The following is a 12,923-nucleotide window of genomic DNA, read 5'->3' as shown; positions in this document are numbered from 1 at the left end:
GTGAAAATTGCCAAAGTGATCAACAACAATGTGATCAGTGTTTTAAATGAACAGGGTCAGGAATTAGTGGTCATGGGCAGGGGAATCGCTTTTCAAAAAAAGCCTGGGGAAGCGGTGGATGAATCGAGAATCGAGAAGATTTTCAGGCTTGATAATAAAGATGTATCAGAAAGATTTAAGACGCTGTTGGACGAAATTCCGATCGAATTTATGGAAATGTCTGAAGAAATTATCTCCTATGCGAAATTAAAGCTCGGCAAGAAGCTGAATGACAGCATTTATGTCTCGCTGACCGACCATATTCATTTCGCCGTCGAACGGCATAAAAAGGGTCTGGATATTAAAAACGCCCTGCTTTGGGAGACAAAACGGCTGTATAAAGATGAGTTCGCCATCGGCAAAGAGGCGCTGGCCATCATTGAAAAGAAGACGGGGACAGCTCTTCCGGAGGATGAAGCCGCTTTTATCGCACTCCATATCGTAAACGCCGAGCTGAATGAAGAAATGCCGAACATCGTCAATATTACGAAAGTCATGCAGGAGATTTTAAGCATCGTCAAATATCACTTTCATATCGATTTTGATGAAGAATCGCTTCACTATTACCGCTTCATTACCCATTTGAAATTTTTCGCGCAGCGGCTGTTCAGCGGAGCCTATATGGAAAGCCGGGACGACTTTTTATTTGAAACCGTCAAAAATAAGTACCGCGACGCGTATGTCTGCACTAATAAAATCAGACAGTACATCGAAAAAGAATACGGTCATCAGCTGACAAACGAAGAGCTTCTGTATTTGACGATTCATATCGAGCGGGTCGTTCATCAAAAATAGAGGATGATGCTAAAATGAAAGCGTTGACAATTGGATAAATGTATGCTACTTTTTACTTACATCAACTTATACAGGTTGTTAGGATTGTTACTGATCATGCAGGCAAAACCTAAATGACTGTGAAGCGGCACTCTTATGCCCTTGTTTCACAGTGATTTAGGTTTTTTTATTTACTTGATGTCTTAAAACGGGATTGTTACTGTTCGGCAGGCAAAACCTAAACTAAGCCTTCTTTGTACAGGCTTTAGTTTAGGTTTTTTATTTTTTAACAGCTTGATAGGGCTTTAGGAGAGACAGGAGATGATCAACGATGGATGTTCAATCAATGGCAAAAGAAATTCTGGAGCGCGTCGGCGGGGAGAAGAACGTTGTATCGCTTGTCCATTGCGCGACAAGGCTTCGCTTCAAACTGAAAGACCGTTCCAAAGCAGACAGGGAAGCGCTTGAAAATACGGATGGCGTGGTAACCGTAGTGGAGAGCGGCGGACAATTTCAAGTCGTTATCGGCAATAACGTTCCTGAAGTCTATAAAGAAATCGGCCGGATCTCTCAACTGTTGGAAGGTTCTGCGGCCGATCACAGCCAAAAAGAGAAAGGAAGCCTCGCCGGTAGATTGGTAGATATCGTATCTAGCATTTTCACTCCGCTGCTCGGCGTCATGGCAGGAGCGGGGATTTTAAAAGGCCTGCTTTTGATTTGCACAAACGCCGGCTGGCTCTCGCCGGAAGAGACGACATATACGATTCTATACGCGGCAGCCGACAGCCTGTTTTATTTCCTGCCTTTGCTGCTCGCCGTTACGGCCGCCAAAAAATTTGGAGCGAACCCGTTCATAGCGCTGACGATTGCCGGGGCGCTGATCTATCCAACGATACTCGAACTGAAAAACAGCGGCGCCCAGACGGAGTTTTTCGGCATTCCGGTCGTCTTGATGAATTATACGTCGACCGTTATCCCGATTATCCTTGCCGTATTTGTAATGAGCTATCTTGAAAGATTATGTATGCGCTTTATTCATGAAAGCGTGAAGAACTTTATCACCCCTTTATTATGCCTGACGGTGATGGTGCCGTTAACTTTGATCGTATTCGGACCGCTCGGTGTTTACACAGGAAACGGGATTGCGGCGGCGATTCTGTCCGTTTTTGATTTCAGCCCGATTCTGGCAGGAGCGATTATCGCGGCCTTATGGCAAATCCTTGTCATCTTCGGCATTCACTGGGGGATCGTCCCTGTCATTTTGAACAACATTGCCGTCCACGGCAAGGACTACATCAAACCGGCGACGGCAGCCGCCGTCTTTGCCCAAACAGGAGCTGCGTTTGGTGTCATGCTGAAGACGAAAAACAAGAAGTTGAAAGCATTGGCAGGATCTGCTGCCGTTACCGGGATATTCGGGATTACAGAGCCGGCCGTCTACGGGGTGACACTCAGGCTGAAAAAGCCGTTTGTATGCGGTGTCATCAGTGCAGCGGCAGGCGGAGCCATTATCGGATACTCCGGCAGTGTCGCCCTCGCTTCCGGCGCTCCGGGCTTGTTGACGATTCCGATTTTTTACGGACCGGGCTTTCTCGGCTTTATCATCGGAATTACAGTTTCGTTTGTTTTATCAATTTTGCTCACTTACATTGTCGGCTTTGACGACCCTGTGGAGGAGACGAAAGAGCAGCCCGTTGAAAAAAGCGCCGGTGAACCAATTTGCAGCCCTTTGCAAGGAGAAGTCCTGCCGTTAACAGAAGTAACAGATAAAGTGTTCGCATCGGGGGCGCTTGGAAAAGGAATCGCGGTGCTTCCGTCAAAAGGCGTTGTCACCGCCCCTGCGGACGGCATCGTGACAACGGCATTTCCGACGGGTCACGCATACGGCATAACGTCGGATAGCGGAGCCGAGATTTTGATTCATATCGGGATGGACACGGTCAGACTCGATGGAAGGCACTTCAATTCCAAGGTCGAGCAAGGGCAAAAAGTGAAACGGGGTGATATACTCGCAGAATTCAATCTGGACGCTTTGAAAGAAGAAGGGTTTGACGTGAAAACACCAATCATCGTTACAAATTCCGGTCAATACACGGATATCATTCCAACGGATCAAAAACAGGTGAAAACTGAAGAACCGATCATCACTTTAATTTCATCACCATGGGAGGAAAATAATCATGAAATATAAAACATTAGCTCAATTTCCGGAAGAATTTTTGTGGGGTGCGTCTACTTCCGCTTATCAAGTGGAGGGCGCTTGGGATGAAGATGGAAAAGGGCCTTCTGTCATCGATGCGCGCGAAAGCTACCCGGAAGGGACAACCGATTTTAAAGTCGCAAGCGACCATTACCACCGCTATAAAGAAGATATCGCTTTGTTTGCGGAAATGGGCTTCAAAGCGTACCGTTTTTCGATTGCCTGGACGCGCATCATTCCGGACGGGGACGGCGATATTAATCCGAAGGGCATCGAATTTTACAGCCGTTTGATCGATGAACTCCTGAAATATGGAATCGAACCGATTGTTACGATGTACCACTTTGATCTGCCGAATGCTTTGCAGAAAAAAGGCGGCTGGTCGGACAGGGCCACGATTGACGCCTTTGAAAAGTATGCGAGAATCCTTTTTGAAAGCTACGGAGACCGCGTCAAATACTGGCTGACCATCAACGAGCAAAATATGATGATTCTCCACGGATCTGCACTCGGCACACTTGATCCAAACTTGGAAAACCCGAAAAAAGAGCTTTATCAGCAAAACCATCACATGCTTGTCGCACAGGCAAAAGCGATCAAGCTTTGCCATGAGATGCTGCCGGAAGCGAAAATCGGCCCTGCGCCGAATATCGCGCTCATCTATCCTGCTTCTTCGAAACCGGAGGACGTGCTGGCGGCTTTTAACTATAATGCGATCCGCAACTGGCTTTACTTGGATATGGCCGTATTCGGACGTTACAATACAACGGCATGGGCATATATGAAAGAAAAAGACTGCACACCGGTCATCGCCGAAGGAGATATGGATATTCTGCGGTCAGCCAAGCCGGACTTTATCGCGTTTAACTACTATACGTCGCAAACGGCTGAAGCGAGCAGGGATGACGGCAGCGACACGGCTGCCCGAGGCGGCGACCAGCATTTGCAGACGGGAGAAGAAGGCGTATACAGGGGAAGCAGCAATCCGCACTTAAAGAAAAACGCATTTGGCTGGGAGATCGACCCTGTCGGTTTCCGTTCGACGCTGCGCGAGATCTATGACCGCTATCAGCTGCCGCTGATCATCACTGAGAACGGCCTCGGCGCGTTTGATCAGCTTGAAGACGGAGATGTCGTAAATGACGACTACCGCATCGATTATTTAAAGGAACATATCAAGCAAATTCAGCTGGCGATCACGGATGGAGTCGATGTTTTCGGCTACTCCCCATGGTCTGCCATCGACTTGATTTCAACCCATCAAGGCTGTTCAAAACGCTACGGATTTATTTATGTGAACCGCGACGAATTTGATTTGAAAGACTTGCGCCGCATTCGCAAAAAAAGCTTTTACTGGTATAAAGACTTGATTGCTTCAAACGGCGAAACACTAGATTAAACAAAGAAAGAGGATGTTCAGATGATCTATGAATATCCTCTTTTTTGTTGTGGAAATGATCATTTTAAAATTTACAGAAAATTTTAAAAATGTAAATGTAATTAGTTTTAAAGCATGTTACATTCGAAACGTAACGAACAACAATCAGGAAAGGAAGAAAAAATCTATGACATTCAAAGTTGAAACACTTCCAAACTATCGTATTGCTTATATGCGACGAGTTGGTTCGTACGGTCCTGCCAATATTGAGGTAATGGAGGCATTAAAAAAATGGGCTAAGGAAACAGGTCTTCTTGAGTCTGCCATTCTGTTTGCGATTCCACAGGATAACCCGGAAACAACATCTCCTGATCAGTGTAGATTTGATGCTTGTATTGTGATACCGCATGATTATCAAGTCGATGATTCAGTTTTTGAAGGGGAAATTTCCGGCGGAAAATACCTGATTTATGATGTTAAACATACAGCAGAAGATATTCAAAAAGCATATTCTGATATTTTTTCATCTCTGCAAAACAATGAATTTCAACTGGACAATAGACCAATAATGGAAAAATACACGGGGGATATGGTGAGCAACCCGTATTGTGAAATATGTGTACCTTTAAAATCGGTTTAATTCATTTTCTTGTGCAAACTTTGAATTTATTAAAATTACATTTCCCTTTAACGAGCGTTGCGTTTAACTCGCTGACAGACAGGGTAAATCATAAAATAGCAATCCAGATCAACTACATAGGGAATAAATATGGGGAGGGATGACAAGTGAATAACAATGATGGCCGCCGCAACGTCAATGAGCACAGCAAGGATCAACAACTTGAACAGTACCGGTCTGACAACCGGGGCAAAAAAATGACGACGAACCAAGGTTTACGCGTATCTGAAGACGAGCACTCTTTAAAAGCAGGCGTGCGCGGTCCGACGCTGATGGAGGACTTTCATTTCCGTGAAAAAATGACCCATTTTGACCATGAACGGATTCCGGAGCGGGTCGTCCATGCGAGGGGTTTTGGCGCGCATGGCTATTTCCAGGTTTACGAGCCGATGACGGAATATACGAAAGCAAAGTTTCTTCAAGATCCGTCAGTGAAAACACCGGTGTTTGTCAGGTTCTCGACTGTAGCCGGTTCCAGGGGCTCGGGTGATACCGTCCGTGATGTCAGAGGATTCGCGACAAAGTTTTATACAGAAGAAGGGAACTATGATCTCGTCGGCAACAACATCCCTGTTTTCTTCATTCAGGATGCCATCAAGTTCCCTGACCTGGTGCATTCCTTTAAGCCGGAACCGAATAACGAAATGCCGCAGGCTTCTACGGCGCACGATACGTTTTGGGACTTTGTCGCCAACAATGAAGAAACGGCTCACATGATCATGTGGGCGATGTCTGACAGGGCGATTCCGCGAAGCTACAGGATGATGGAAGGCTTCGGCGTTCATACGTTCAGGTTTGTAAATGAAGAAGGCAAGGTGCGCTTTGTTAAATTTCACTGGAAGCCCGTCCTTGGCGTCCATTCGCTCGTCTGGGACGAAGCGCAGACAATCGCCGGGAAAGATCCCGACTATCACCGCCGCGATCTTTGGGAAGCGATCGAAAGAGGCGATGAAGTGGAGTATGAGCTCGGCGTGCAAATGATTGACGAAGAAGACGAGTTCAAGTTTGACTTTGATATCCTTGATCCGACAAAGCTTTGGCCGGAAGAAATGGTTCCTGTTAAGATCATCGGTAAAATGACGCTGAATCGAAACCAGGATAACGTTTTTGCCGAAACGGAACAGGCCGCTTTCCATCCGGGCCACGTTGTTCCGGGAATCGATTTTACAAACGATCCGCTTTTGCAGGGCCGGCTCTTTTCCTATACGGACACACAGCTGATCCGATTGGGAGGTCCGAACTTTCATGAAATTCCGATCAACCGGCCGGTCTGTCCGTTCCATAACAACCAGTATGACGGCTATCACAGAATGACGATTAACAAAGGGCCTGTCGCTTATCATAAAAATTCGCTGCAAAACAACGATCCGGCGCCTGCTTCAGAAGAAGAAGGCGGATATGTGCATTACGAGGAAAAAGTCGAGGGCAAAAAAATCCGCCAGCGCAGCGAAAGCTTTAACGATCACTATTCGCAAGCGAAGCTGTTTTGGAACAGCATGTCTCCCGTTGAAAAAGAACATATCATTTCGGCGTTCCGCTTTGAAGTCGGAAAGGTCAAAAGCAAGGACGTCCGCCGCCAAGTCGTTCATATGTTTAACAGGGTTGACAGGGAGCTTGCCAAGCAAATCGCTGCGGGTGTAGGTGTAGAGCCCCCTGAAAAAGACGAAGGCTCCAATGTGACGTTCAAATCCCCTGCGCTCAGCCAGGAAAACACGGTCAAACTGCCGCAGACGAGGACCGTCGCCATTTTAGCAGAGCAAGGTTTTGATGATGAGGACCTCAGCCGGGTGTTGAAAGAGTTCAAAAAAGCCGACATCATTCCGGACATTGTCAGCTCGGCACTCGGCGTGATCAAAGGGACCGGCGGTACAGAAATAGAAGTCGGTAACACTTTGCAGACGGTCGATTCCGTGCTGTACGATGCCGTTTATATTCCGGGCGGCCAAGAAAGCATTGAACGCCTGCAATTGCATAAAGCCGCATCGGATTTTATCAATGAAGCATTCGGACATTATAAAGCGATCGGAGCCGCAGGCAAAGGGATCGATCTCCTGCTGTCCGCCGCCGGGTCCCACGCGGCAGCACAGCCGGGCATTATCACCTCTCGCGATGATAAGAGCAAAGACGACTTCGGCAAAAAGCTGGTCGAAGCGATCGGCGGGCACCGCCATTGGGATAGACAAGTTTAATAAAAAAAGAGGCAGGCTAAATGCCTGCCCTTTTACTCTATTTTTCTACCACACAAACAGCCCGACAATCCCCGCGCTCAACAGCGACACCGCTATTCCGCTGACAAGGAGCTTCCACACATTTCTTCCGATAATCGCTGATTTTTCTCCGTTAAATAAGGAATTGTACGTTCCATAGATCATTCCGATCGTACTGAAGTTGGCAAACGACGTCAAAAATGTTGTGGCCACGGCGGCTGTATGGGGCGAAATCGCATCTAGCTGCGTTTTTAAATCCATCATCGCGACGAATTCGTTTGTGGCGAGTTTCATCCCCATCAGCTGTGCGACATACATCGCGTCACCCGGCGCCAGTCCAAGCAGGAATGCGAACGGACTGAAGATGTAAGAAAAGATTTTTTGAATCGTCAAACCGTCCATGATCAACCCCAACATTCCGTTCAAACATGAGGTTAAAGCGACATATCCGATGACCATGGCGAGAATGACGATGACCATGTTCATTCCGACCATCATGCTGTTTGAAATCGTTGAGAAAAAGTCCTTTTTCTCTTCTTTTGGCGGTACGTAAATAATGTCTTCATCCTTAGTGACTTCTACCGGGTTTAAAATGCTGGCCAAGATCAACGCATTTAAGCAATTCAATGGAATCGCTGTAAATACGTATGTTGCAGGAACCATCGTTAAATAAGAACCGAGAATCGATCCGCTGATACTGCTCATGCTCATAATGCCGAACGTCAGCAGGCGGTTGTCCTTTAATACGGCCAATTGCCCGCGAATCACGGCGAGCGCTTCAGTATTGCCCAGAAACATCATTTGAATCGAAAAGAAACTTTCTAATTTAGGAAGGCGCGAGACTTTCGAAATCACCCAGCCGATCTTATCAATCATCCATGTTAAAATTCCGAAATAAGCCAGTATATCAAAAAATGTCACCACAAAGATAATCGGCAGCAAGGCGCTGAAGAAAAAGTCAACGGTTTCATTGCCCATCACTGACGGAAAGGCAAACGCAATACCGTCGCTTGCACAAGCGATCAGCCACGAAAAGAAAGAGGCGATCAGGTTGATGGCCCATCCGCCGATTTTTGTCCCAAGCATAAACCAAGTCACCAAAAGCTCAACGATGAAAAGGGAGAGAATCGGCCTCCATTTTACGCTTTTCTTTCGCGGGGAACAAAAATAAATCACGGACATGACAATGAAAATGCCTAAAATGTTAATGAGAAAATACATGATGCCAACTCCCGAATGTTTTTTGAAAATAAAAAAGCTCTTACTTTTCATGGGTTCCGATAAAGAAAGCATGAAAAATAAGAGCAAATAAAAAATAGATATATTGTTTGCGCAATACACTTTTTACATGATCAAATCTATTCAAACTTCCTTGTAGTCTGGCGATTTACGGTTGCCAGGTAGAAACAATCAGACCCTATTACTGATTATATACAAGAAGTGAGCTTCTATTATTTTGACTGTATTTTATCTCGAGTTTGTGTAAAATTCAAGCTAAAAATATATTTTCACAATAATTTTTCAAATAAAGTCACGTCTAAAGAAGGTTGCATATTGAGAGATGCACAGCAAATCATCTGAGAGAAAGCCGGCTTTTCAAGCGGGAAGTCACCATGCACAGAACAACAGACGAAAAATGGAAGGTGATAAGGTTCTTTTTATTAGAGGAGAATCGTAAGCGATTGCGCTTTATATTTCATGATGCCGCCGCCTACTATGGCGGTTTTTTTGTGAAACTTTATCTGAAAGGTTCCGTAAGTATGATGAATCGTTTCAGTGCTAAGTGCTCACTGTAACATACTAATGACACCGACAAACCTTACATAAAGAGCGGACATTAAATCAAAAGTCTTTAATTTGAATAGGTAAAATTTCACGGTACTTTAGTTCGTTGAATGAAATGATACCTTTTTGCTATGATTTTCCTATGTTTTTACAACTTGTATATATGTCCAATTTCAGAGAAAAAGAGGGATAATCAATTATGCTATTAAAAAAGAACTATCTTCCTGTCGGCAGTGTTGTCGGCTTACATAATGATTCAAGACGTCTGCTTATCATCGGGCGGCAAATGTTTTCTGAGACAAACCATGTCATCAGAGATTATGCAGCTGTCGACTATCCAAACGGTTTTACCGATCCGAAAGAGCAGCTAGTTTTATTTAATAAACATGATATAGAAGTTGTGTACCATTACGGATATGTAGATCAAAAAGAATTGCAGCTTGATGAGTTGCTAACAGAAGCTGAAGCAGGAAAAAACGAAAATAAGGAGCAATGACGATGGGACATTTTCGCTTCAACAAAGAACTTTCACATAAGGCAGCGGGGACCATTAGTCAGCTGGAAAACGCCTTTAGCCATGTATTTGAGAACATGGTGTTTTTTCGTGAAGAATTAGACCGGCACAGCGGGAAAGCCGCCGCAGCGCTGCAGAAAAAAATGAGTGACAACATCAACTTTTTCAGTAAAGCGAGCAGCTGTTTATTATATTTTGCAGACAGTGTGCGGTGTTTTGCAAAAGCGGTCGAACTAACGGACGAATCCGACAAACCGGCCAATGTTCAGCCGCAGTCAAGATCGGAAAGAAACCATACATTTTCGGCTGAAAGAGTCCAAAGTGAAATAAAAGTAAACGGCGAATCGTTACACCAGGCAACCGGAAAGTTTGAATCAAATCTATCAACACTAGATGAAGTTTTGCACCATTTTGACACAATGCTCAGAGAAATGATGTATGAAACAGAGTTTCCGTGGGAAAAATTCGATGACGTCTGGTCTGATGCAAAGTCGCACATCAAATCGATCATGACGGAGCTTAAAAAAAGAGTCAAAGAACTTTCGGCAAACGCCAAAAACATCATTAAGGAATTAAAGCGCGTCGATAACGTAATCTCACAACAACTGCAAAGAGTGAAATGATGGAAGGGAACTAGAGTTATGGCATATTATAATAGAGAGCCAGAAATCACAAATATTATCAAAAGCCATGAAAGAAGAGCTAATCGAATGCTGCAGCATGCTCAATCCAGCCGTTTGCTTGAAGCTTTTAATAAAATATGGATTTCGATAGAAAATAAAGAACTTCCGAACTTTGTATCAAAAAACGTCATGAATTTTAATGTGGCGGATATCAAATCGGAAATCAACGATTGGATAAAGGATTTAAAAGATTGTCAGGAGAATGCCAGACGCAAGTTTGAGTCTATGGAAGACCCCTCACCGGAAGACATACAGAAACGCAACAATATTACGAGTGACGTCGTTCTTTTAATTAGCCAATACGAGAATCTAAAAAATGGCCTTGATCAGGTGGAACAAGATTTCAGCAATGTCGCCCGCACCCACCGCGCCCCAATGCGCGAAGCTTTGACAGATATCTCAATCTTGTATAATTCAGTTAACCATGTGAAAGGTGATTTTTCGGATTATAAGAATGTTTCTGTTTATGTGCATGGGATTGAGGATGATGGGGATGGATTCAATAATAGTGTTAGAAAAGCAGCAAAAGACGGTGATATTATAATACGTATAAATAGTGATAAAACAAGAGAATACTATATCATTGAAATAATAAATGGTGAAAAAGTAATTAAGAGAGTAGAAGGATTGAAAAAGTTAAAGGATACAAAACAATACAAAGAAAAAGCGGGAAGATTGCATATCGTTTACGAAACAGAGCATATGAATGAACATCGCCAAGCAACAAGTGATGATTTAGCAGAAAAGCTAAATGAGATGGGGCTGATGAATGAGGAGACAAAGATCGATATGTTCGGCCACAGCTATGGCGGGAGAAGATCGCTGCAATTTGCGATGGATTACCCTGATCATGTCCGAAGCATCACAACAATCGGAACCCCATATGATAAAAATATCTTAGCTATCGGCGCTAATAGAGCACGTTGGCTCGCAGACAGTCCTCTTGCTAAAAGACATACTATGGATACGAGCGAATATTTAGATTTTAAAGAAGATAACAGAAATAATGATGAGGGAAAAGACTACAGTAATGCTTATACAGATATGGACAGTGAGGCGATGACTGAAGACATTAATCATTTGAAATCTGCCAATCCTGAAGTCTACCAAAAGCTTCAGAAAATGGACATTACTGCAGCTGCGGGATACAGAACAGAGGATACTGTGAGTTTTTCCCCTTACTATACTGCAAGTGGAAAACATAAAATAAACAGTGATGATATCGTTTCAGTTGAAAGTCAACATGGGGACATATTAGGCGATCTCATTGATAAAAAGCCAGAAATTGAAGTGAAAGGTTCCGGTGTCACAAATCCTGGACATATTTATGAAGTTGAAGACTCTGAATTTGTTGACTTAATTCAAGAAGTTAACAAAAAAGAAGCAGAATAGGAGCAGTTCAATGATAAGAAAAAGGTTTATAAATTTAAGCGCATTAATAGTACTCTTGCTGGTAATCACCGGCTGCGGAAAAGGTCAAAATCAGGAGATAACGTATAAAAAAGGCTTTCCTAAGGAGGATAGCCGTGGATTAACTGAGTTTATGAAATCCTACCTTACTGGCAGTACAGATAAAAAAATCATAGAAGTGAATGATGTTACTTTATTTTCAACAGTCAATCACCAAGGACAAGCAATTCGGTACTTTCAATATACTCAGGATCAGTTAAAAGAATATTATAAGCCCTTGTTTACTGCAAAAGAACCTAAAAAGACTTTAAATAATTTGTACCAAATAGAACGCTTAGAAAAGTTGTTGCACCATCCTATTCAAGACAAAGAAAAATATCATCTTCCTGCTATTAAAATGTTGCCGAACAATCAACTGGAAGTGAAAACAAAGAAAAATAAAAAAACATTGGATTTGCCGCAGCTATTGAAAAACTATGGAGTAAAGAAATCCGATGAATTAGAGATTAATTTATATGCAGTGAATTCTAAATGCTTTTCCGTGGTTATTCAAGATTTTAGTATGAAAGATCGTATTAATAGCACAATAGGACTTTTCATAACGCAAGACTTAACAAATATTGAGTCGACAGTTATCACTAAAGAAAAACTGCAAAACACATTATCAACAGGAAAGTTAAAAGATTACTATGATTTATTCACCAAGGTAGACAAATCGGGAAGATATTCGCTTTTATTTTTTGATGATATGATTTTAGATAAAAGGACCAATCAATTAATTGATATTAAAAAAGATGATTATTTAAGTAAAGATGGTAAATATGTTTTTATTAACGGAGCAAAAGAAAAAGAAACAAATGTAATGCCTGAGGGTATTCAACAGATACAAACAGTGGATAATTATCTAAAAGGAAATGAAAAATATGAAGCTCAATTTAAGATTGACTTCAAACAAATTGCAAAAGAGATGGATTTTAACGCGGGCGATGCAAGGATAGCTAATATTCAATATTTTAATAAAGATTATGTAGTTTTGTATATTTCCTATCACGGGAAGACGATTGGTACAGCAGGTTCTGTTAATGTACTTATCGATTTGCAAAAAAGTAAACAACAGCCAACGGCTTACTTAGTTGATTTAGGAATTGAATCATAGAGGGACTGAAGAGTTTTTATTCAGTCCTTTTCTTATTTGACAAAGGTAGGCCACAAAAGTGGGATAAGCCTTCTGTCATTTTTGGAATTCAAATAAAA

General features: G+C 43.0%; 10 protein-coding genes and 1 riboswitch. Of the genes, 9 read left to right on the top strand and 1 reads right to left on the bottom strand.

From position 1 onward, the window contains the following. From licT to MHB72_RS21425, 5 genes are all read left to right on the top strand, one after another. Positions 1 to 834: a BglG family transcription antiterminator LicT gene (gene licT, locus MHB72_RS21445; protein ID WP_020453498.1), complete on the top strand. Its 834-nt coding sequence runs from the start codon at positions 1 to 3 to the stop codon at positions 832 to 834. 310 nt (positions 835 to 1,144) lie between these two features. Next, a complete protein-coding gene (locus MHB72_RS21440; RefSeq protein WP_216919163.1) occupies positions 1,145 to 3,004 on the top strand; it encodes a PTS beta-glucoside transporter subunit IIBCA in 1,860 nt (619 codons plus the stop codon). Then, positions 2,994 to 4,412 carry a glycoside hydrolase family 1 protein gene (locus tag MHB72_RS21435; protein ID WP_020453496.1) on the top strand — a complete coding sequence of 473 codons (1,419 nt, stop codon included), beginning with the start codon at positions 2,994 to 2,996 and terminating at the stop codon, positions 4,410 to 4,412. Before MHB72_RS21440 ends, MHB72_RS21435 begins: the two co-directional genes overlap by 11 nt. A 166-nt stretch (positions 4,413 to 4,578) precedes the next feature. Beyond that, on the top strand, positions 4,579 to 5,031 hold the full coding sequence (locus MHB72_RS21430; protein ID WP_216919671.1) for an AraC family transcriptional regulator: 453 nt from the start codon (positions 4,579 to 4,581) through the stop codon (positions 5,029 to 5,031). A 146-nt stretch (positions 5,032 to 5,177) separates the two neighbouring features. Then, positions 5,178 to 7,259, top strand: coding sequence for a catalase (locus MHB72_RS21425; protein ID WP_216919165.1), 2,082 nt, complete (start codon positions 5,178 to 5,180; stop codon positions 7,257 to 7,259). Positions 7,260 to 7,304: 45 nt separating this feature from the next. Here MHB72_RS21425 and MHB72_RS21420 read toward each other — a convergent pair whose 3' ends face one another. Further along, positions 7,305 to 8,498 carry a nucleoside transporter C-terminal domain-containing protein gene (locus MHB72_RS21420; protein ID WP_065644354.1) on the bottom strand — a complete coding sequence of 398 codons (1,194 nt, stop codon included), beginning with the start codon at positions 8,496 to 8,498 and terminating at the stop codon, positions 7,305 to 7,307. A 134-nt stretch (positions 8,499 to 8,632) separates the two neighbouring features. Next, positions 8,633 to 8,734: riboswitch (purine riboswitch) on the bottom strand. A 527-nt stretch (positions 8,735 to 9,261) separates the two neighbouring features. On the opposite strand from MHB72_RS21420, the gene MHB72_RS21415 reads away from it, so the two are divergent. Genes MHB72_RS21415 through MHB72_RS21400 form a run of 4 tightly spaced genes read left to right on the top strand, consistent with a single transcriptional unit; the run spans position 9,262 to position 12,825 of the window. Further along, a complete protein-coding gene (locus MHB72_RS21415) occupies positions 9,262 to 9,558 on the top strand; it encodes a DUF4176 domain-containing protein (protein ID WP_025810558.1) in 297 nt (98 codons plus the stop codon). A gap of 2 nt (positions 9,559 to 9,560) precedes the next feature. Next, on the top strand, positions 9,561 to 10,199 hold the full coding sequence (locus MHB72_RS21410) for a hypothetical protein (protein ID WP_020453490.1): 639 nt from the start codon (positions 9,561 to 9,563) through the stop codon (positions 10,197 to 10,199). An 18-nt stretch (positions 10,200 to 10,217) separates the two neighbouring features. Beyond that, positions 10,218 to 11,651: an alpha/beta fold hydrolase gene (locus MHB72_RS21405; protein WP_216919167.1), complete on the top strand. Its 1,434-nt coding sequence runs from the start codon at positions 10,218 to 10,220 to the stop codon at positions 11,649 to 11,651. Positions 11,652 to 11,661: 10 nt separating this feature from the next. Then, entirely contained in the window at positions 11,662 to 12,825 is a 1,164-nt protein-coding gene (locus MHB72_RS21400) for a hypothetical protein (protein WP_105979468.1), read from the top strand. Positions 12,826 to 12,923 lie beyond the last annotated feature (98 nt).

It is taken from the genome of Bacillus sp. FSL K6-1284 (assembly GCF_038002625.1).
GTDB lineage: Bacteria > Bacillota > Bacilli > Bacillales > Bacillaceae > Bacillus > Bacillus paralicheniformis.
The sequence above is the reverse complement of the archived record's forward strand: the minus strand, read 5'-3'. Positions and strand labels throughout refer to the sequence as shown.

Coding starts and splice junctions, on each gene's coding strand:
- MHB72_RS21405 (WP_216919167.1), top strand. CDS start 10,218: ATGGCATATTATAATAGAGAGCCAGAAATCACAAATATTATCAAAAGC.
- MHB72_RS21440 (WP_216919163.1), top strand. CDS start 1,145: ATGGATGTTCAATCAATGGCAAAAGAAATTCTGGAGCGCGTCGGCGGG.
- MHB72_RS21435 (WP_020453496.1), top strand. CDS start 2,994: ATGAAATATAAAACATTAGCTCAATTTCCGGAAGAATTTTTGTGGGGT.
- MHB72_RS21410 (WP_020453490.1), top strand. CDS start 9,561: ATGGGACATTTTCGCTTCAACAAAGAACTTTCACATAAGGCAGCGGGG.
- MHB72_RS21430 (WP_216919671.1), top strand. CDS start 4,579: ATGACATTCAAAGTTGAAACACTTCCAAACTATCGTATTGCTTATATG.
- MHB72_RS21420 (WP_065644354.1), bottom strand. CDS start 8,498: ATGTATTTTCTCATTAACATTTTAGGCATTTTCATTGTCATGTCCGTG.
- MHB72_RS21400 (WP_105979468.1), top strand. CDS start 11,662: ATGATAAGAAAAAGGTTTATAAATTTAAGCGCATTAATAGTACTCTTG.
- MHB72_RS21415 (WP_025810558.1), top strand. CDS start 9,262: ATGCTATTAAAAAAGAACTATCTTCCTGTCGGCAGTGTTGTCGGCTTA.